General features: G+C 40.3%; 15 protein-coding genes. 9 read left to right on the top strand and 6 right to left on the bottom strand.

Translation table 11 applies throughout. The features are described from left to right. Positions 1-27 precede the first annotated feature (27 nt). A complete protein-coding gene (locus BME96_RS15970; protein ID WP_040956370.1) occupies positions 28-384 on the bottom strand; it encodes a DoxX family protein in 357 nt (118 codons plus the stop codon). Between the two features lie 156 nt (positions 385-540). Between BME96_RS15970 and BME96_RS15965 the strand changes: the two genes are divergently transcribed. From BME96_RS15965 to BME96_RS15940, 6 genes are all read left to right on the top strand, one after another. After that, entirely contained in the window at positions 541-771 is a 231-nt protein-coding gene (locus tag BME96_RS15965) for a hypothetical protein (protein WP_071649581.1), read from the top strand. A gap of 388 nt (positions 772-1,159) precedes the next feature. Further along, positions 1,160-1,540 (top strand): hypothetical protein, encoded by a 381-nt coding sequence (locus tag BME96_RS15960; protein ID WP_071649580.1) that lies wholly within the window; start codon positions 1,160-1,162, stop codon positions 1,538-1,540. A 196-nt stretch (positions 1,541-1,736) separates the two neighbouring features. Next, a complete protein-coding gene (locus BME96_RS15955) occupies positions 1,737-2,891 on the top strand; it encodes an LXG domain-containing protein (RefSeq protein WP_071649579.1) in 1,155 nt (384 codons plus the stop codon). Positions 2,892-2,903: 12 nt separating this feature from the next. Continuing rightward, on the top strand, positions 2,904-3,812 hold the full coding sequence (locus BME96_RS20015; protein WP_231478642.1) for a DNA/RNA non-specific endonuclease: 909 nt from the start codon (positions 2,904-2,906) through the stop codon (positions 3,810-3,812). Between the two features lie 10 nt (positions 3,813-3,822). Further along, complete coding sequence (locus tag BME96_RS15945; protein ID WP_077358661.1) at positions 3,823-4,305, top strand: DUF600 domain-containing protein; 483 nt, start codon at positions 3,823-3,825, stop codon at positions 4,303-4,305. A 294-nt stretch (positions 4,306-4,599) separates the two neighbouring features. Next, complete coding sequence (locus BME96_RS15940) at positions 4,600-5,982, top strand: FAD-dependent oxidoreductase (protein ID WP_071649578.1); 1,383 nt, start codon at positions 4,600-4,602, stop codon at positions 5,980-5,982. A gap of 274 nt (positions 5,983-6,256) precedes the next feature. Here the strand turns inward: BME96_RS15940 and asnB are convergent, their stop codons facing one another. Beyond that, on the bottom strand, positions 6,257-8,101 hold the full coding sequence (gene asnB / locus BME96_RS15935; RefSeq protein ID WP_071649577.1) for an asparagine synthase (glutamine-hydrolyzing): 1,845 nt from the start codon (positions 8,099-8,101) through the stop codon (positions 6,257-6,259). 130 nt (positions 8,102-8,231) lie between these two features. Then, positions 8,232-9,134, bottom strand: a complete 903-nt coding sequence (locus BME96_RS15930; protein WP_071649576.1) for a glutamate biosynthesis transcriptional regulator GltC — start codon at positions 9,132-9,134, stop codon at positions 8,232-8,234. A gap of 124 nt (positions 9,135-9,258) precedes the next feature. Between BME96_RS15930 and gltB the strand changes: the two genes are divergently transcribed. The 3 genes from gltB (at position 9,259) to glnA (ending at position 16,759) form a co-directional block, all read left to right on the top strand. After that, a complete protein-coding gene (gene gltB, locus BME96_RS15925) occupies positions 9,259-13,812 on the top strand; it encodes a glutamate synthase large subunit (RefSeq protein WP_071649575.1) in 4,554 nt (1,517 codons plus the stop codon). A 79-nt stretch (positions 13,813-13,891) separates the two neighbouring features. Next, positions 13,892-15,388 carry a glutamate synthase subunit beta gene (locus BME96_RS15920; protein WP_071649574.1) on the top strand — a complete coding sequence of 499 codons (1,497 nt, stop codon included), beginning with the start codon at positions 13,892-13,894 and terminating at the stop codon, positions 15,386-15,388. A 33-nt stretch (positions 15,389-15,421) separates the two neighbouring features. After that, positions 15,422-16,759, top strand: a complete 1,338-nt coding sequence (gene glnA, locus BME96_RS15915) for a type I glutamate--ammonia ligase (protein WP_019377493.1) — start codon at positions 15,422-15,424, stop codon at positions 16,757-16,759. 170 nt (positions 16,760-16,929) lie between these two features. On the opposite strand, the gene BME96_RS15910 is transcribed toward glnA, so the two are convergent. From BME96_RS15910 to BME96_RS15900, 3 genes are all read right to left on the bottom strand, one after another. Further along, entirely contained in the window at positions 16,930-18,843 is a 1,914-nt protein-coding gene (locus tag BME96_RS15910) for a Xaa-Pro dipeptidyl-peptidase (protein WP_231478640.1), read from the bottom strand. A gap of 141 nt (positions 18,844-18,984) precedes the next feature. After that, positions 18,985-19,680, bottom strand: coding sequence for a YjjG family noncanonical pyrimidine nucleotidase (locus BME96_RS15905; protein WP_071649573.1), 696 nt, complete (start codon positions 19,678-19,680; stop codon positions 18,985-18,987). Between the two features lie 230 nt (positions 19,681-19,910). Further along, on the bottom strand, positions 19,911-20,738 hold the full coding sequence (locus BME96_RS15900; RefSeq protein WP_071649572.1) for a nuclease-related domain-containing protein: 828 nt from the start codon (positions 20,736-20,738) through the stop codon (positions 19,911-19,913). Positions 20,739-20,919: the final 181 nt, after the last annotated feature.

Genomic DNA, 20,919 nt, shown 5'->3' with positions numbered 1-20,919 from the left:
ATTTAACCCTGCTATTTACACTATTCTTTATTCCACATCCCTAACCTTCAACACCCACCAAATCAACACAAATTGTAAGGGTAAGCGCAGCCATAGGGCATATGCCGGAACGCTGAATTTTTCTGGTGTGAATGCCATATAGATGTTAACTGGAAACACGAGTACTAGAAATATGGTAATGAAAATCCCGGCTGTTTTTCTCGTGGACGGATTTAATAGAGTGATTGCTAGTACGATCTCCACAACACCTGATAAATAGACAATGGCTGTGCGGAAGGGAACCCATTCTGGCATAGCAGCTATGAAGAAGGAGTCTAGTAAAAAATGTCCAATTCCAGCAAGGATAAAGAGGGCGGCAAATAAATATAGTGCAATTTTTTTCATTTGGTATCCTCCTGACTTGTTGCTCGTGTTTATTGTAACATGTGTAGAATATGGGCGTGCTTGAGGGGGCCTGATACTTGCCGAATTCTAGAAAATACTATTTCTTTAATAATAAAATAGAATTGCATATAATGGTTTTAATAGGAGGTGAATAACGTGCAAAAACATGAATTAAATGAGATTCATCATGCTTTAAAACAATATTCAGGGGAAATAACAGGGAAAATTACTGAACTTGAGGAACGAATGGATGAACGTTTTGAACGTCTTGAAACTAAATTCAATAGCACAAGAGCAGCACTAATAGAGACACAAGAAACAGTGGACTTTCTCTCCGGTAAAACTGTGCAACACGAGAAGCAACTACGTAAATTCCTCTATCAATAACATTCCATACTAAAATTTTTCTATCGTTAAATCTTATGTAAGCAATCATTGATTCTGGTTCTGACGTGATTCTAATTTTTAATACTCTCCACTATAATCGTCTCAAACATAAACAAAGGGGGCAAGTACAGTTTGAAATCCTTTGTTCACTTTACAGAATTTATTCCAGCCCCAATGTCTACGTCTACTCTCTGTTTCTGTTTAGGTATGGCCCACTTTTAGAACACTTTTAGGCACTCTTTTCTGCCTCTATCAGGCACATTTTTACACCTTATCACTCGTCATGATCATTGTTTCTACTCCTTTAAGAAATAACCATTATTTATGCCCCCATTCTCCATTTTCCTACGATATTAGATATAAAAGCATTTCTTTAGGAGGTAGAAGGATGGATTATATTAAACAACTGAATGAATTTCATGAAAGGATTGATTTGGAGCCCATTTCCATACAAGCACGGTCACTTTGGATTACTTTGACCAATATTCATGAAAAACTGTTGTGGCGAGAGTCTTTTGTTGTGTCTTCTTCCAAGCTCCAAGTCAAGGCAGGGTTGTCGCAAAGGGCATTCAAGCGAGGTCGAGAGGAACTGATATACAACGGGTTTATCCAAGTAACTTTCGGAGATAGTAACCAATCTGCGGTCTACCGTATGGTTCAATTATATTCTGACCTGCAAAGCATAAAGTTGGGAAGAAGAGTAATTGTGAACCACAAGATGAGCCACAAAGTGAGCCCATTAATTAAACATAAACAAAAACTAAAATAAAAGAAAAGTGAAGAAACTGCTGCTATCGTTCGCATCATACAAAAGTCCTGATTTTTAAAAGATAAGCGTTCATTTTCTAGGTAAAAGGATTTGTTTGTTAGGAAAGTAATTCTCTCCCTTGCTTTCTTGCCTTATACTATTGGTATAGGAAATATAAGGAAAAAGTTGGGAGGGGAAGCATATAAAAGTTCTCAACGTGGAGCAATTACATAATGGATTGGATCAGACGGTAAAAGAGGTTAATGACTACGGACCTCAAGTCAAAGAATTAGAGCAGCGTATGCAAGCATTAATAAATTTAGAAGATTCTTTTCAGGGAAAAGGCGCCCAAGCGATCAAGTCTTTTTATGAGGAAGCCCATATACCATTTCTGTTGCTGATGGAAGGAATGCTGACTGACTTTGCAGAAACGATCGGTCAAATCAAGTCCTCGGTGCAAGCGTTTGAATCGAATGAAAAGGGCGTCATTCATGAGCAATTTTTACAGGAAAATGTGGAGCAGGGGCTTACGACGGCAGAAAATGTTACACTATCTTTAACAGATGAAGCCAATGCGCTCATCGATGAAGTCAAGGATATTGTGGTCCTCCCGGAGATTCAAGAAGAAGATTTTCGGCAGCGGATCAAGCAGTCTCGTAATCAAGTGGATCATACTCTGGAAAATCTGTATGCCCTCGATGAAGAAAGTACGGGCAAGCTAGAAAAGATGGACAACGATCTTCAAATGATGAAAACCTATGTAGAAAAAATATCCGGGTTGTTTCAAAATGGGGATTTGCATTTTGCAGATTATGAGGTGAAGCAGCTAAGTACCTATGATTTTCATCAGGAGCTGGTGGGCGCCGTAAAGGAAAAGGCGAAAAACAATACCTTTTCCTTGGATATTTTCCTGGAATGGGGCGGGAAGAAAGTCCTTTCCCGTTTTGGTTCCCTTGGTGATGTTGCCATTGCCTATATTCAAGAAAAGTTCTCTATGCGAACGATGGATTACAGTGTCCGCACAATGAAAGCAGTACTTGCAGCGACAGGCAGCCACATTACAGCAGCTGAATTTACGACTGTGAAAGATCAAGTTGTGAAGGAAGTAGCCATTTCCGATTATAAATCGGAATGGCAGGGCACCTACCTGACCTTGGCTAATGGCCGAATTTTGAGGAAGTATACCGACACAGCCGGGGAAGTGCAGTATCAGTTTGTGGAGGAGATACCGGAGAGTCGGGAGCAAAACGCCTTTATGAAAACAATGGATGCCTTTGGGGAAATTGGGCAGGACGTTTGGGATGCTGCCGGACAACGCGCGGACAAGATGACAGATTCTTGGTATGATTTCGGGAATTACATCACCTTTTGAGCAGTTGAGGGCATGTACGAAGGATACATGCACCGGGCCGATAAGATGTTCGATTCGACGTATGATTTGTTCAACGCTTTTTCCTTCGGCACAGCGGATATGATTCAGGGAGCCATCAACCCCGAGGAAAACTTTTCAAAAGAGCACTGGCTTAATAGTATCGGTCTTGCAGGTATGGTGGTTGGCGCGAGGGTACCTGCAGGAAGAGCTGGTAGTGCGCAGAAAGCAACGGTGAATAAGGTGGATGGAGTAAAGAAGACGCCCGATGCTACTCCTAAAGCGAAACCGGACGCAGAAAAAATGACTATCCCAACCATCCAAACCCTCACAGGGAAGCTTAACTGGTTTAAAGCACATTTGCCTGAACTGCGAGTTGTGCATGATAGTATGGGTGGACAGCATTATGTGTTTAGTAAGCGTGGGGATGGGAATGGTACAGGAGATAATAAAGGTAAGATCTCAAATAGTGTGATTAGAGACGGAAGTCATATGAGCAAGAATGGTTCTTTAAAGCAAAATGTTAAATATAGAGCAGGAGAATACGAGTATTTATATGAAACAGACAATATGGGAAGACTTAAAGAATTTAATGCAGAAAATTTAAGGTTAACAGAGAGAGAGAATAGATTGCCACATAAATCTAATACTCCAGGAAAAAAAGCTGGAGACCATGCAGGACATTTAGCAGGCGATAGGTTTGGTGGATCTCCAGAATTAGATAATCTTGTGTCTCAATCAAGTAGTGTTAATTTGAGTAAATACAAAAAGTTAGAAAATCAATGGGCTAAAGCAATAGAAAAAGGAAAGGATGTTTCAGTTAATGTTAAAGTTATTTACGAAGGAAATAGTTTAAGACCAAGCAGCTTTGATATAGAATATGAAATAGATGGGCGTATGAGGTTTACAAGTATAAAGAACTAGAGGTGATTATGTGAAGGTGTATGAGGATTATTTTTCAGAATTACAGACAGACATGGTGGCTATTTGTTTAGAGTATGTCGATAATAAAGCAGATGAAATCTTTATTTATTGCTCATATGAACCTAAAATGTATGTTTTTGATTTTTTCTATAAAATTAATGGCAACGTTGTTCACAAACATCAACTAAACGAAGTGGCAAATAAATTAAATAGTCAAGACAATCAAGTTTATGACGTATCGAGAGAAAGACAGAAGGCTGCTTTAAGAATAGGTAATCAAAATTTAAAGCTTATTCATGAAAAATGTGAAGAATTCAATAAAGATATGCCAACAGAAATGAAGTTATATTATAATGTGACTCAAAATAGTTTAAAAGGAAAATATAGATATGATTTAGTATATTCAAATGACGAAGAGCTTTTACCGGATGATATTTTCGATTTATGGTTTGAAGAAATAAAAAATGGGGAGTATTTTAAGGGAGATGCCTAACTAAATAGAAAGACAACAAATTTAGGAAGAAGCTCAGTAATATTCAGGATCATATACTAGAATTAACTATAAGCACTTGAATGTCTTTAAGGACTAACGGGTGCTTTTTTTGTTAGAAAGCTTCTTTTTCCGCCCACTTTAGCTCGCTCTTATTTATGTTCATTAAGTGAAATTAATCACAAACTATTGATTTTAAACTTTAAAGTGTTATTATAAGTATATAAGATTAGTGCTATTTACTATATCTTATTATGTGAAATAGTGAGCAATTAAAATGATGGAGGATGATTTAGAATGAAAGTAGCGGTAATTGGATGTACTCACGCTGGAACTGCAGCGATTAATAATATATTGAAGCTTTATCCTCAGGCGGAAATTGATGTTTTTGAAAAAAATGATAATGTTTCTTTCTTGTCCTGTGGGATTGCACTTTATGTAGGTGGTGTAGTGAATGATGCAAATGGACTGTTCTATGCTTCTGTAGAACAATTTGAAAAGCAGGGTGTGCGTATGCATATGAATCATGAGGTGACTTCCTGTGATGTAAACAAAAAGCAGTTAGTGGCAAAAGATATGAAAACAAATGAGATCACAGCTGTGGATTATGATAAGTTAATTATTACTTCAGGTTCTTGGCCAGTAACACCACCAATTCCTGGCTCAAATTTGGAGAATGTATTGTTATGTAAAAACTTTGCACATGCCAATGAGATCATTGCGCGTTCTGCATCTGTGGAGAATGTTGTTGTTGTGGGAGCAGGATATATAGGGGTTGAGCTGGTTGAAGCATTTGAGCAAAATGGTAAAAATGTAACATTAATTGATAGTGAAGAAAGAATTCTCAACAGATATTTAGATGAAGGTTTTACAGCTCCTATTGAAAAATCCTTCGAACAACGTGGCATTACGTTAGCACTTGGTCAGACAGTATCTGAGTTTGCAGGAACAGATGTCGTGGAAAAAGTGATTACCGATCAAGGCGAGTATAAAGCTGATTTAGTGGTTATGTGTATTGGATTCAGACCGAATACACAGCTCTTCAACGGCCAGGTTGATATGTTAGGTGATGGTGCCATTGTTGTGAACGAATATATGCAGACAAGTGTAGCGGATGTTTATGCAGCTGGGGACTGTTGTGCGGTGAATTACAATGCAACCAAACAGCCGGCTTATATTCCGCTTGCAACGAACGCTGTCAGAATGGGCACACTTGTGGCGCATAATCTGGTGAAACCTGTATTAGCACATCCTGGAACACAAGGTACTTCCGGATTGAAAATTTATAACCATAACATTGCTTCAACAGGAGTAACAGAGCGTGCTGCAGAGATGTCAGGTCTGTCTGTAGATAGTGCATATATTGAAGATACGTATCGTCCGGAATTTATGCCGGAAAATGCGTTGATCCAATTGAAGCTAGTGTATGAAACAGACACACACCGTATTGTTGGTGCCCAGGTGATATCTGACACTGATTTCACACAGGCGATTAATACAATTAGTGTTTGTATTGCTAACAATATGACCATTGAACAACTGGCTTTAACTGATTTCTTCTTCCAGCCCCATTTTAACAAGCCTGTGAACTATTTGAATCAGGTAGCATTGGAAGCAATGGCAAAGGAAAACGCGAAAGCAGCTGAGGAATTGAGCAAGGAGCATGTTGTGTTGGTTTAGAAAAATAGACTATTGATGTAGAAACACCCGTACTTGCGAGTGGGAGACTTATCGTAACTTTCAAGACATGAAAGATAGATAACTTAGCATGAAAAGCGGACAGTGTCGTACTGTCCGTTTTTTCATGGGATAGAGGATAATGCATACGTTAAAGAAAGCTATGCGAACTAAGAAATCACCAAACCTTGCACTTAGTCATTTGAAGTTGATTTTCCAACATATACTTACATGCTGGTTTCTGTAACGTAGCTCATTCCTGCTTCCATATTTCTTCCTATTCACTAACTTTGACATCATAAACTCTTAGCCAGTAATCAATTTGGCATAAATGAGCAATGAGCTGTGGACCAGTCATGAGCTGTCCATACCAGGGTTCTGTGAATTCTCTTCCTTCGCTTTCAACGAGAGCTTCAACTCGCTCCCGCTTGATAAACTCAAATAATCTGGAGTTGGGGTCTGCAAGTATTCCTTTCATCCACTGGACAACCTGACGGGTATATTCAGGGTGGAAGGTTTTCGGATAAGGACTTTTCTTTCGATATAAAACATCGTCAGGCAAAAGTCCTTCCAATGCTTTACGAAGAATTCCTTTCTCTCTGCCATGCAAGTTCTTTATTTCCCATGGGATATTCCAAACATATTCCACCAATTTATGGTCTGCGAATGGAACTCTAACCTCCAGACTGGCCCCCATACTCATTCGATCCTTGCGATCCAATAATTGTGCCATAAACCAGTGCATGTTTAAGTAGAACAATTCTCTACGCTGGGCGTCTTCTTCGCTTTCTCCAGCTAAACGTGGTGTCTCCTGAATGGTTTCTTGATAACGATCCATGACATAGGATTTGAGATTTAGCTTCTTTTGCCATTCCGGGCGTAGTAAATCGATCCTCGAATCTAATGATTTCATCCATGGGAAAGTCTCTTCTTGATCGCTTATGTTGTGAAACCAAGGATAGCCTCCAAAAATTTCGTCGGCACATTCTCCTGACAAACTAACGGTTGTATGTTCTTTGATTTTCCGGCAGAGCAATAATAAGGATGAATCAATATCTGCCATCCCAGGTTGATCTCGGAGCTCCACAGATTTCTTTAATGCATTTGCCAGTTCCGTTCCGGATATTACAACATGATGTTGGTTGGTAGAAAATTGGTCAACAACTTTTTCGATCCAAGCATGATCACTAGAGGGCTGGAATTTACTCTTTTGAAAATATTTGTCGCTACCTTCGAAATCCACCGAAAAAGTTGATAATGTGCCTTTGTCGTTTGCTGCAAAATAATTTGCCGCAATTGCGGTGATTGCGCTTGAGTCTAATCCACCAGATAAGAAAGTGGATATTGGAACATCTGCAACTAACTGACGTTCAACAGCATTGACAAATAAACGTCTAACTTTTTCTGCTGTTTCTTCTACGGTGTCCGTGTGTGCATGACTTTTCACATTCCAGTATCGCCAGACATCTAACCCATTTGTGGAAAAGGTTAATGCATGACCAGGGCGAAGTTCCTTCAACCCTTTGAAGATTCCGTGGCCCGGTGTTCTTGATGGTCCTAAACCGAATATCTCTGCAAGGCCAGTAACATCGACCTCAGCAGTAACAGCATCATGGGCTAAAATGGCTTTTAATTCTGAACCGAAAATAAAGCTTTCATCGTTTTCTGAGTAAAATAATGGTTTAACACCAAGTCGATCTCTAGCCATGAAGAGTTGTTTTCTATCCGGATCCCAGACCCCAAAAGCATAGATCCCATTTAAGTAGTTGACACAATCTTCTTTCCACTCGAGATAGGAAGCGAGTAGAACCTCTGTGTCGGATGAAGTTGTAAAAGCATGGCCTTTGCCTGATAATTCTTTTCTTAATTCCTCTGTGTTATATAATTCTCCATTGTATACAAGTGTATAAGTAATGGTATCCTTTTCCTTGTGCATTGGCTGCTTCCCGCCTTCAAGGTCGACAACGGCAAGTCGTTTATGCCCAAATGCAGCGTTTTTACATGCCCATACTTGTGAATCATCCGGTCCCCTTGAAGTCAACGTATCTGCCATTCTTTGAACTGTTTGCTTTTGCTTCCGAACATCCTTTTTCCAATGAACGATGCCAGTGATTCCGCACAAAATATATCATCTCCTTCGCATTGTAGTAATTAATGGAAGTTATCATATGCAGCAAGATGGGATTTTGCCACAATTAAAAAGGTATGGCGGCATCCTGTTATTTATGTTGAAGGTCACTATGGGCTATTGCTTATTGGAACCCCTGCAGCCTTGAATAAAATTGTTTCACGAAGCTGTAAAACAACTCTTCGGATGGTGCAAGTGTTCTTTCTTTTGGTTTAATGATTCCAACTGTGCGGCGAACCTCCGGGATTTCCAGAGGAATCTTAACTGTCATTCTTGGGGTGGATTCGTGAAAGGTGCTCTCTGGTAAAAGGGTGACTCCAATGCCTGCGGAGACGAGACCCTTAATTGCATCAAGGTCTTCTCCCTCTGCAGAAACAGTTGGTGTAAAACCTGCTTGCTTGCACGTGTCCAACATCATTTTTTTCAGGATGTACCCATTAGGAAAACTGACAAAGTCATCTTTTTTTAAGTCGCTAAGGTAAAGGCTATCTCTTTCTGCTAACGGGTGATTTATAGGAAGTAATGCCAGGATGCTTTCAGTAAATAAAATATGGGAAGCTATTTCCGGTTCACTCTTTGGCAGGGGTCCAAGGAATGCTACACCCATCTCTCCTTTTTTTACGGAATCAATTAGAAAATGATAGGAACCCTGGCGTAGATGAAACTTGATATTCGGGTGTGCCTCCTTAAAAGCAGAAATAACACTTGGCACGAGATGTGTGGACAAGCTTGTTGGGAAGCCAATCTTGATGATCCCACGCTCAGGGTCCAGAAAGTCATCAATTTGTTTTTTAGCATGTTCAATGGCCTGCATAGCAAGCTTTGTATGGGTATAAAATGTTTTCCCAATCTGGCTTAATTTAATATTTCTGCCTTCCCGTTCGAACAAATTCACACCAAGTTCTTTTTCCAAGTTGGTAATTTGTCTGCTTATCGCCGACTGTGCAACATGTAAATGGACAGCCGCCTCCGAAACATGTTCCCGTTCCGCCACTTCCATAAAATAACGTAATTGGCGTAATTCCATAAGCCATTCCTCCTTATCTATATCAAAAACGTATTAATTCTATCTAAATTATATATTGTTTCGAATGATTTGGAAATTTATAATTACCAATATAAAGAATTAACAAAAAATGGAGGGATATATAGTGCATTATAATCAGATACCGAAAGCACAGGGTTTGTATAATCCAACCTTCGAACATGATGCATGTGGCATTGGCTTGTACGCACATATTCATGGTGTTCCGAATCATGACATCGTAACAAAAGGCCTTCATTTGCTTTGCCAACTTAATCATCGGGGTGGAAGTGCTGATGAAACTTTAGGAGATGGAGCGGGATTACTAGTGCAGATCCCTGATATCTATTTTCGTAAGGAATGTCCTGAAATGAATTTGCCCGAGCCAGGACGTTATGGTGTTGGGATGATTTTTTTCTCTAATGATATGGATCATGAGGAATGGGTAAATGAAATTAACTCACTTATCAGGCAGGAAGGTCAGGAGGTACTAGGCTGGAGAACAGTGCCTGTCCATGTTAAAGATATTGGAATCGAAGCACAAAAAAGCTGTCCAACTATTCGCCAACTATTTATTGGAGCAGATGTTGCTCTTAAGGATAATATGGATTTTGAACGGAAATTATATGTGATCCGTAAGCAGATTGAGAAATTGGTAGTTGAGCAGGGTGGGCATATTTATTTTTCCAGCCTCTCAAGCAAGACAATTGTTTATAAAGGCTTGTTACAGCCTGAACAACTGAATTCCTTTTACACAGATTTGCAGGATCCGGATTTTGAATCTGCCTTTGCGCTCGTTCATTCCCGCTTTAGTACCAATACATTTCCAAGCTGGGAAAGGGCACAGCCAAATCGGTATTTAATGCATAATGGAGAAATTAATACATTACAGGGAAATATGAATTGGATGCGGGCACGTGAGAAACAATTTGTATCCGAAGCGTTTGGTGAAGATTTAGAGAAAGTACTTCCTGTCCTGGATACAGATGGAAGTGACTCTGCCATGTTGGATAATGCACTGGAATTCTTAATTCTCGCAGGTCGGAAGCCGTCACATGTAGCTATGATGCTTATACCGGAACCGTGGGAGAACCACCCGGATATGTCAAATGATAAAAGGGCTTTTTATGAATACCATAGCTCTCTGATGGAACCATGGGACGGCCCGACGTCTATTGCCTTTACCGATGGAAAGCAGATTGGTGCTGTATTAGATCGGAATGGGCTCAGACCCGCACGATATTACGTTACAAAGGATGACTATTTGATCTATTCCTCGGAAGTGGGCGTTATTGAAGTGGAAGAGGATCAAGTTCTTTACAAAGACCGACTAAGCCCGGGGAAAATGCTGCTACTCGATATGGAAGATGGGCGAATTATTTCAGATGAAGAGATAAAAGAAGAATTAATAGATGCAAAGCCGTACGAAGCATGGCTGGATAAACAGCAGGTGATGCTACCGAACAAGGTGGAGCAATTCGAAAGGAACCCATTAAATAATTTGGTGAAAAGACAGAAGGCATTTGGTTATACGTACGAAGATGTTCACAAGTATTTAATCCCATTAGTAACAGAAGAAAAAGATCCCATTGGGGCGATGGGAAATGATGTTCCATTAGCGGTTTTATCCGATCACCCTCAATCCTTATTTGCTTATTTTAAACAATTATTTGCTCAAGTTACCAACCCTCCCATTGATGCTTATCGCGAGCAAGTGGTCACTTCAACCATAACAATGCTTGGTCCAGTTGGAAACATTCTCCACGATGATGAAAAAATTTGCCACAGATTGAAGCTTACTACACCTGTATTATCCAATCGTCAATTCCGTTTATTACAGTTGAACCACTATGAAGGTTTTGAGTCCCGTACCATTGATATATTTTTCCATGAGGATTTGGAGCTTGCCTTGGAGCAGCTGTTCGAGAAAGCGGAAAAGCTAATTGCAGAGGGTGTGCATATCCTCATCCTCTCCGATCGGAACATGGATGAAGATAATGCAGCGATTCCTGTTCTTCTCGCGGTAAGTGCACTGCATCAGTATCTCGTTCGCCAGGGTAATCGGATGAAGGTAAGTATTATTGCTGAAACAGGAGAAGCCAGAGAAGTACATCATTTTGCAGCACTGATCGGTTATGGTGCGGATGCGATTAATCCTTACCTCGCATATGCAACATTAAATAAAGCAATTGAAGAGAACCATCTGCAACTGAGTTATAAACACGTGATCAATGTTTATATAAATAGTATTACAGAAGGCATTGTCAAAGTAATGTCCAAAATGGGTATTTCCACCATTCAAAGTTATCGGGGAGCGCAAACGTTCGAAGCGATCGGCATTAGTAAAACAGTTATTGATCATTATTTTACAGGTACAGCTTCTCAGCTTGGTGGTATTGGTCTGGATACAATTGCTAAAGAAGCTTGGATGCGTCATAAACTAGCTTATGAAAATAATTTGGACACTTCGTTGGATGCGGGGAGTGATTTTCAATGGAGAAAGATGGGAGAGCATCATGCGTTTAATCCGAAAACCATCCATACACTTCAATGGGCGTGCCGTAGAGGTGATTATGAACTCTTTAAACAATACTCCCACGCAGCCAATGAAGAGCGACTGAATTTTTTGCGGAATTTACTTGATTTTAAGGACAGGGAATCCATTCCTGTAGAAGAAGTCGAACCAGTTAGCTCTATTGTTAAACGATTTAAAACGGGGGCAATGTCTTTTGGTTCGTTAAGTAAAGAAGCACATGAAACATTAGCGATTGCTATGAATCGAATTGGAGGAAAAAGCAACAGCGGTGAAGGTGGAGAAGATCCGAAGCGTTATGCCCCTGATGCAAATGGAGATTTACGGAGGAGTGCCATTAAACAGATTGCATCCGGACGATTTGGTGTAAAAAGTCACTATTTGATTCATGCAGATGAACTCCAGATAAAGATGGCCCAGGGGGCAAAACCTGGAGAAGGAGGACAGCTGCCCGGGAATAAGGTGTATCCATGGGTAGCTGATGTGCGTGGATCAACCCCGGGTGTTGGTCTCATTTCACCACCACCACATCATGATATTTACTCGATTGAGGACCTGGCGCAATTAATTTATGATTTAAAAAATGCCAATCGAGAGGCACGTATCAGTGTGAAACTCGTTGCTAAATCAGGTATTGGTACGATTGCGGCAGGTGTTGCTAAAGGAAAAGCGGATGTTATTTCCGTAAGTGGCTATGACGGAGGTACAGGCGCTTCACCGAGAACGAGCATTAAGCATACCGGACTTCCATGGGAACTGGGTCTTGCTGAAACCCATCAAACGCTAATGTTAAATAACTTGCGCGAACGAGTGGTTTTGGAAACCGATGGCAAGTTAATGACCGGAAAAGATGTGGTGATGGCTGCATTGCTTGGTGCTGAAGAATTTGGGTTTGCAACAGCACCACTTGTTGTCCTTGGATGTGTCATGATGCGGGTATGTCATAAAGACACTTGCCCCGTTGGAATTGCTACCCAGAATCCCGAGTTGAGGGAAAAATTTATGGGAAATGCGGATCATGTTGTCAACTTCATGCATTATATTGCACAGGAAGTCAGGGAAATAATGGCGATGCTAGGATTTCGGACGATAGAAGAAATGATTGGCCGGACAGATATATTGACGATCAGTGAACGGGCTAAAGTGCATTGGAAAGCAAAGGACCTGAACTTGTCTACATTAATTTACCGTGTGGATGGGGGAAGAACCTGCCAAACCAAGCAGGATCATCAGCTTCAGCGCTCTCTGGATGAAAGTGCTATATTACCGATGGTTATGTCAATCATTGAACAAAATGAAAAAGTGGATATCACCTATAACATTAAAAATACACATCGTGCCGTTGGAACTATTACAGGCAGTGAGATTACGAAGCGCTATGGGGAAGAAGGGATGGTTGAAGATGCGATCACATTACGGTTCAACGGTTCAGCAGGTCAAAGCTTTGGTGCCTATGTACCTAAAGGCATGACTCTCCGTTTGACAGGAGACGCCAATGATTATGTTGGAAAAGGACTTTCTGGCGGAAAAATAATTATTTCTTCCCCACCGGAAGCAAAGTCTGCTGAATCAGGCAATATCATTATCGGCAATGTTGCTCTTTATGGAGCAACAACTGGAGAGGCTTATATTAACGGATATGCTGGTGAACGGTTTGCAGTTCGTAATAGTGGTGCAAATGCAGTGGTTGAAGGAATAGGTGATCATGGCTGTGAATATATGACAGGAGGTCGTGTTGTCATACTGGGAGATGTAGGAAAAAACTTTGCTGCAGGCATGTCTGGTGGTATTGCTTATATTCTTACAGAGGATCCGGAGAAATTTGATGTGTTATGTAATAAAGAGATGGTTGCCATTGAGACAGTGTCAGACCCAATGGAGTTGGAAGAAGTAAAACGATTAATTCAAAATCATTATCACTACACTGCTAGTCAAAAAGCCCGTTTCGTTCTGTCTCATTGGAATGGATCCATGCAGAAATTAGTGAAAGTGATACCGAGAGATTTCCGGCATATGCAGGAACAAATACAAACATATAAGAATGCTGGAATGAGTGATAGAGAAGCAGCGTTGCATGCGTTTGAATTAAAAAAGAAGAATGCAGTTGGTAATCAGAATTTAAAAACGTCTGCCGTTGTTCCATTATAAGAAGGTTTAGAATGGTATAGCGTCGATGGGTTCATACGTCCGGTGTGAAAAGATCGGAACTTATGAAAGGAGCGGTACTATGGGGAAATTAACAGGGTTTATGGATTATGCAAGAGAGGAAGTGGAGGAGCGAGAAGCTCGACATCGGATCAGTGACTGGAGAGAATATAAGGCGCCCTTTTCAGATGAAACGCTTAAAAGGCAGGGAGCGCGGTGTATGGATTGCGGGACCCCTTTTTGTCAAATTGGAGAAGTGCTCGATGGGGCAACAACTGGTTGCCCGATTTATAACCTCATCCCGGAATGGAATCACCTTGTGTATTTGGAAAAATGGGAGGAAGCACTGGAACGGTTGTTAAAAACAAATAACTTTCCTGAATTCACTGGCAGGGTATGCCCGGCACCTTGTGAAGGATCTTGTACCCTTGCTATTGCTGATCCAGCTGTGACGATAAAGAGTATTGAGCGTACGATTATTGATAAAGGATTTGAAAACGGATGGATAGCACCAAGAATACCACGGAATCGAACAGGCAAATCTGTTGCAATTATTGGTTCAGGCCCTGCCGGATTGGCCAGTGCAGATCAGTTGAATCAAGCTGGTCATATGGTGACTGTTTATGAGCGGCAGGATCGAGCCGGCGGTTTACTAATGTACGGAATCCCAAATATGAAACTGGAAAAAGAAGTCGTGGAGCGTAGGGTTAGGCTTTTGGAGGAGGAAGGCATCCAGTTTATTTTAAACACGGAAGTCGGTATAGACATTCATGCCGATGAATTAAATGAAATGTATGATGCTGTCATCCTTTGTACAGGAGCCCTGAAGCAGCGGGACCTTAAGCTGGAGGGGAGGGAAGCAAAAGGGGTTCACTTTGCGATGGATTATTTGACTTTATCTACGAAAAGCCTCATGGGGGCTGAGGAAGAAGACCTGGAATGGATTGATGCAAAAGGGAAGGATGTCATTGTCATCGGCGGAGGAGATACCGGTGCGGATTGCATAGCGACAGCACTTCGCCAAGGATGTAAGAGTGTTGTTCAATTTGGTAAGCATCCGAGGCTTCCGACAGACAGAACTCCAAATAATATGTGGCCAGCATATCCGAATGTATTCACAGTGGATTATGCCCACCATGAAGCTACAGCTACATTCGGTCAGGATCCTAGGAACTATTCGATTCAAACAAAACGATTCGTTTCAGATAAGGATGGACAGCTGAAGGAAGTGCATACTGTCCAAATGAAGAAAATAAAAGATAAAGATGGAAGTTTCTCCTTCCAGGAAATCTCTGGTTCGGAGAAGGTTTGGCCGGCGCAGCTTGTGTTTATTGCAATTGGATTTGAAGGAACTGAGCTTGGGTTATTACAACAGTACGGCATTGATACAAACCATCATAAGGTGAAGGCGCCGTATGGGGATTTTACTACAAACAAAGGGAATGTTTTTGCGGCAGGCGACGCGCGGCGTGGACAAAGTTTAATTGTCTGGGCGATTAATGAAGGGCGTGAAGTTGCTCATAAAGTAGATTCCTATTTAATGGGAAATTCTGTACTGCCATCGTATTTGAAAGGATAGCAAAAAAAATTAGAATTCTTAGGAGGCAAAAATATGGGTGTAACATTATCGAAGGAACAAATACGCAAAAAAATGGATGAGGAAAATGTGCGGTTCATCCGCCTGCAATTTACCGATATGCTTGGAACCATTAAAAATGTGGAAATTCCATTAAGTCAACTGGAAAAAGCGTTGGACAATAAAATGATGTTTGATGGATCCTCGATTGAAGGCTTTGTACGAATTGAAGAATCTGATATGCTTTTATATCCTGATTTAGATACATTTGTGGTTTTTCCATGGACATCAGACAAAGGGAAGGTAGCACGCTTTATTTGTGATATCTACAATCCGGATGGAACACCATTTGAGGGGTGCCCACGCTATAATTTGAAAAGAAACCTTAAGAAAATGGAAGCAATGGGTTTTTCTGCATTTAATATTGGAACAGAGCCGGAGTTTTTCCTGTTTAAATTAAATGAGAATGGTGAACCAACCTTGGATCTGAACGATAAGGGCGGCTATTTCGATCTTGCCCCAACAGATTTGGGGGAGAACTGTCGTAGAGAAATCGTTCTTGAATTGGAGGAGATGGGGTTTGAAATTGAAGCTTCCCATCATGAGGTCGCTCCTGGACAGCATGAGATAGATTTTAAATACGCAGATGCGCTAAAACACGCGGATGATATTCAAACATTTAAGCTGGTAGTAAAAACGATAGCCCGCAAGCATAATTTGCATGCTACATTTATGCCAAAACCATTATTTGGTGTGAACGGCTCAGGCATGCATGTGAATATGTCCTTATTTCAAGAGGGCAAAAACGCCTTTTTTGATTCACATGGTGACATGCAATTGAGTGAAGTGGCCTACCAGTTTACAGCTGGTATCATAAAGCATGCAATTCATTTCACGGCAGTAACAAATCCCACAATCAACTCATATAAAAGGCTTGTCCCTGGATATGAAGCACCATGCTATGTTGCATGGTCCGGTTCGAACAGAAGTCCCCTCATTCGTATTCCATCTTCGAGAGGATTAAGCACACGCATTGAAGTACGAAGTCCTGATCCTTCGGCCAATCCATATATGGCCTTGGCGGTGTTGCTTGCAAGTGGACTTGATGGCGTAGAAAATAAGCTGACGCCTCCAACGGCTGTGGATCAAAATATTTATACAATGAACAAATCAGAACGAATTAAAAATGGCATCCGCGATTTGCCAGCAACCTTAATGCATGCATTAGAAGAGCTGGATCAGGATGAAATTATTAAGCAAGCACTTGGTGAGCATCTACTGGAACATTTTGTGGAAGCCAAGCAGATCGAATGGGATATGTTCCGTACGACTGTTCATCCATGGGAACGGGAACAGTATCTGTCTAATTATTAGTTTTGTATTATATATAAACATGGAGGAGAACGCTCAGATTGCTTTCTAAACTTATGGAAGCTGAGAAGGTCATCAAAACGGGGGATGAATGGCTGACTGAAGAACAAGTAAGGAGAAAGCTCTGTAATTAAAAAAGGATGTCACCGAATTTTGGTAACATCCTTTTTCTATTATTCTTCTACTGCAGCCTCAAATGCCTTTTTTCCGCCAACAATAGGAAGAAGTGCCTTGCTCTGTCCTAAAGAGACGTCAATGGTTGCTTTGTTTTGCATAGGAAGTAAGCGTTGGTAATTACTACCTGCAATAACAATACCAATCCGATGACCTTCCTTAAAGACATAGTCCTCTGGTAGTGTATCCCATTGGAAACGGTAGCTTTTCTCAGGTTTTAGCAGGTCTGTATAATCAAGAGTTTTCCAGTTTGTTGCATCCATCCAACCATGTGTGACAATTTCATATGGTGCCTCATGAGTTGTCTTTTCTGTTTCTTTATAACAAGCATCATCGGCTGCTGTGCTTTGTCCCCAACAGCTTTCCTCTTCAAGGGTACGAACACCTTCACCACGGTCACGATGATTGACTCTCTCATCTGTTCCGTAATCGACGATAAGTGCTGTTAAATTAGTATTTTCTTTATTGACACTGGCTCGGATATCAATTTCCGGAATTCCACTTAGTCGAAGGTCATCTTCCAACTCAGGGGTCATGAACAATAACCTGTTTTCCTTTGTTGAAAATTCATTTTCTACCATTGCGCTCTCACGCTGGTACGGTTCATCAACGAACGTTTGGTTGAAGTTGCCTTTAACCGGTCCTGTTGTTAATACACCTGGTAGATTTCCATCGGCAGGTGCAAGTCTTACTTTCACCGCTTTTGAATTTTGATCCGGCCAAGCGGAATAGGTCTCCCATTCATCTGCTTCCCGTTCAATATCTACAGCCGGTTCGTCCATAATTCCGTTATCGATATCTAGTAACCAATGATCAAACCAGCGATGGAGGGTATGAACCCATTCTTCTCTACGGAAATCAAATGGATCCACATGTCCGGTTTGGGTAAGCCAGAGTTTTCTTGGCACATCATTTTCTTTTAAAACTTCCCACCAGTTTGAAAAGTGATTTGCCTTCACATTATAATCATTAATACCATGTACAACAAATACACTTGCTTCTATGTTATGTGCATCTTTTATATAATTGCGTTCATCCCAAAAGGAGTTATAGTCACCAGTTTCGTCGTCAGCCTTTTCCTTGATATTCTCACGAACTGGGGCACAGGCAGGGACTCTTTCGCTGCTTGTGACCAACTTGGATAAACCGTTGGGACCATTATTGCGAAACGTAATACCTTCATAGCGATAATAATCATACCAACTACTGATTGCTCCGATTGGGACAATTGTTTCGAGGCCCTCCACACCAGTAGCGGCTACACCGTTAGCCAATGTACCATCATAGGATTTTCCGATCATACCAACCTTTCCTGTTGACCAGTCTGCAGCAATTTCATCTCCGTTTTCGTCCCATGCTTTGCCTTTTCCGTTTAACCATTCTATTACGACTTTAATACTTTCTATTTCTTCAAAGCCGCCTGTTGTCGGGCAACCATCCGAGTTGTTAGTCCCTACCATATCTACTTGCACCACAGCATATCCTCTCGGAACAAAGTAGTTGTCATAAAATAATGGAAACATATCATTGACACCATCACCGTCAGTATCCTTTATTTCAGATTCGTTTCCACGCCCGAGACTCTCGTAATATGGACTTGCATCCATAATTACAGGAACCTTCATGTCGCTGTTTGATTCCTTTGGCCGGATGATGTCTGCTGCAATTCGATCGGGGGTCCCATCTTCATCACTATCCAATGTAGATTCCACATAGATGGTCTCTTTAATAGCATCTGCATAATCATACTTTTCTGCAGTAACCCCATCATCGAGCTCATACGCTTGTTGAATGCTATTGCTTTCCGCCTCGTCAGCATAGCTTAATGATGGCATAGCAAGACTCACTGCCATCACTAGTGTTAGCATCCATGAAAAAGATTTAGTGCCTTTTCTCCTTAACAAATAAATCACTCCAATTCTAGTATACTATTTATATAATATTCTAAATAGTTTAGAATGAAAGAGTTAATAGCACTAAATTTGGTAGAAAAAGGAGATTAATGTCATACTTTGGGCCCGAGATGCGGAAATAGGTTCAAGCATAAAAGGAGCTTAAACTTTCTCTTTTTCTACTATTTCCATAAGATCTGCAAGTTCACAGATCTCATATGTTGGCTTAATTTCCGTGTTGTTATCTTTTTTATGCGGATTGAACCAGCAAGTATCTACTCCGTAATTGATTCCACCTTGGATGTCGGAAGTTAATGAGTCACCAACAATCAAAACATTTTTCTTTTCATTAATACCTAGTTTAGAAAAGGTATAATCAAAGAAACCTACGTGAGGCTTCTGGTAACCGGCATCCTCAGAAGTAATGATATGGTCGAAGCTATTATATAGCGGAGAACGACTCAATCTAGAATTTTGCACTGTAGTGAATCCATTTGTTACAACACCTAGCTTATAGTCGTTAAGCTGATCAAATAATTCTAAGACCCCATCCATGAGATGTACTTCTTTACCGAGATAGTTAAGATATACTTCATTGAATGTTTTCGGATTAATATCAAGTTCATGCTGAAGAAAGAGCCTTCTAAACCTCTCTACTCCTAGTTCGGTTACAGATAAAAGCCCCTGCTCCAGATCCCTCCATAGCCCTTTGCTGATTTTTCTGTAATCAGGTTGGTAATCTGCTAATCCCGTTGGTAATTTGTAAGCAAGAAAAGTATGGTGAAGAGCACTTTTTTCTGAGGCACCAAAGTCCATTAATGTATCATCCACATCGAATAAAATAGTTTTATAGTTCATAGTTTCCTCCATTTTGTTTCTGCTAAATTTGAGCTTATCATTCTGTTCTTTATGAATTAACTTTCCTTACTTTATCATCTTTATAAGCTGTCTGTCACTGGGGTTAGGAGGGATGGTATTTGCTGAAGTATATTTCTTAGGGAAGGTTTATGAGAGACTGAGAGTTTATATTAATATTATCAAGAAATCCACGAAACGACGGATGCCGCTTCGTGGATTTGTTTATTGTTTTAGTGAGCCGTTTTCTGATGGGCATAACAAAAGACTTTTCCATTGAACTTTTTATTTGATAAACAGAATGCCTCTACTTTTTGTGAGACAGGTTTATTACAAATGACACAAGTAGAACTTGAACTTGAATCTTCTACTAATGTATTTGTTTTTAATGCATGTTTATGTTTTTCTATCATTTCGGGGTCAGTAATATTGGCATTTAAAAAAGCATGATAGATTGTGTCAATGTCATTTTCAGATAGGAGAGGCTCTTTGTGATGAATTTTTAATACGGAAACCTTTCTATGGAGAAACTCTGATAACTCCACATCATATACAATGAGCTCATTGGATGCTATTTTACGATAATCATCGCCTACTTTAAATGTGGAACGTTTTGTAAAAGATACCATAGAGATAAATAGATCGCGGTACTTTTTATCTATTAAGGATGTTAATGCCTTTATATGTCCATAGTTTTGCACGAAAGGGTTCATCATTTTAAACTTGCCATTAACTAACCAGGTTTTGCGGTCTTTTCCGCCATAGATGGTCCCTTGGTAGTTTTTTGTTTCGATAACAAATATACCATGAGAAGTTAAAACAACATGGTCAATTTGTGAATATCCTGACTTCGCTTTTGGGTTACTAACAAGAAGGTCACTAAGATAGCGACATCCCTTTGGTAGCTGATCCAATTGAATATCAATCTTGTATTCTCCTATTTCACCTTTCCTCGTAGCGATATGCTCATTTGTTTGTTTGGGTTTCTGGGATTTAGTATGCATTTGTTTAGGTGGGAAGACTTTCTTTTTCTTTTTAAAAAAGTTTAAGAATAATAGCATAATCTTCTCCTTATTAAATTGGTTTACTATTTTTCTATTGTACCTTTTTGTGGGGAATTTAACTATAGTAAATGAGGACAGTGCTCTGAAATATTTTCTAATGGAAGAGATAGACCGAGGCATTGATAGACTCCCAACGTATAATACACAATCCACCCCAAACAAAACAAATGTTCCCCGA

The organism is Virgibacillus halodenitrificans (assembly GCF_001878675.1).
Lineage (GTDB): Bacteria > Bacillota > Bacilli > Bacillales > Amphibacillaceae > Virgibacillus_Q > Virgibacillus_Q halodenitrificans.
Note: the sequence above shows the minus strand (reverse complement) of the source record. Positions and strands in the feature narration are given on the sequence as shown.

Coding starts and splice junctions, on each gene's coding strand:
- BME96_RS15970 (WP_040956370.1), bottom strand. CDS start 384: ATGAAAAAAATTGCACTATATTTATTTGCCGCCCTCTTTATCCTTGCT.
- BME96_RS15960 (WP_071649580.1), top strand. CDS start 1,160: ATGGATTATATTAAACAACTGAATGAATTTCATGAAAGGATTGATTTG.
- BME96_RS20015 (WP_231478642.1), top strand. CDS start 2,904: ATGTACGAAGGATACATGCACCGGGCCGATAAGATGTTCGATTCGACG.
- BME96_RS15940 (WP_071649578.1), top strand. CDS start 4,600: ATGAAAGTAGCGGTAATTGGATGTACTCACGCTGGAACTGCAGCGATT.
- BME96_RS15930 (WP_071649576.1), bottom strand. CDS start 9,134: ATGGAATTACGCCAATTACGTTATTTTATGGAAGTGGCGGAACGGGAA.
- BME96_RS15920 (WP_071649574.1), top strand. CDS start 13,892: ATGGGGAAATTAACAGGGTTTATGGATTATGCAAGAGAGGAAGTGGAG.
- glnA (WP_019377493.1), top strand. CDS start 15,422: ATGGGTGTAACATTATCGAAGGAACAAATACGCAAAAAAATGGATGAG.
- BME96_RS15905 (WP_071649573.1), bottom strand. CDS start 19,680: ATGAACTATAAAACTATTTTATTCGATGTGGATGATACATTAATGGAC.
- BME96_RS15900 (WP_071649572.1), bottom strand. CDS start 20,738: ATGCTATTATTCTTAAACTTTTTTAAAAAGAAAAAGAAAGTCTTCCCA.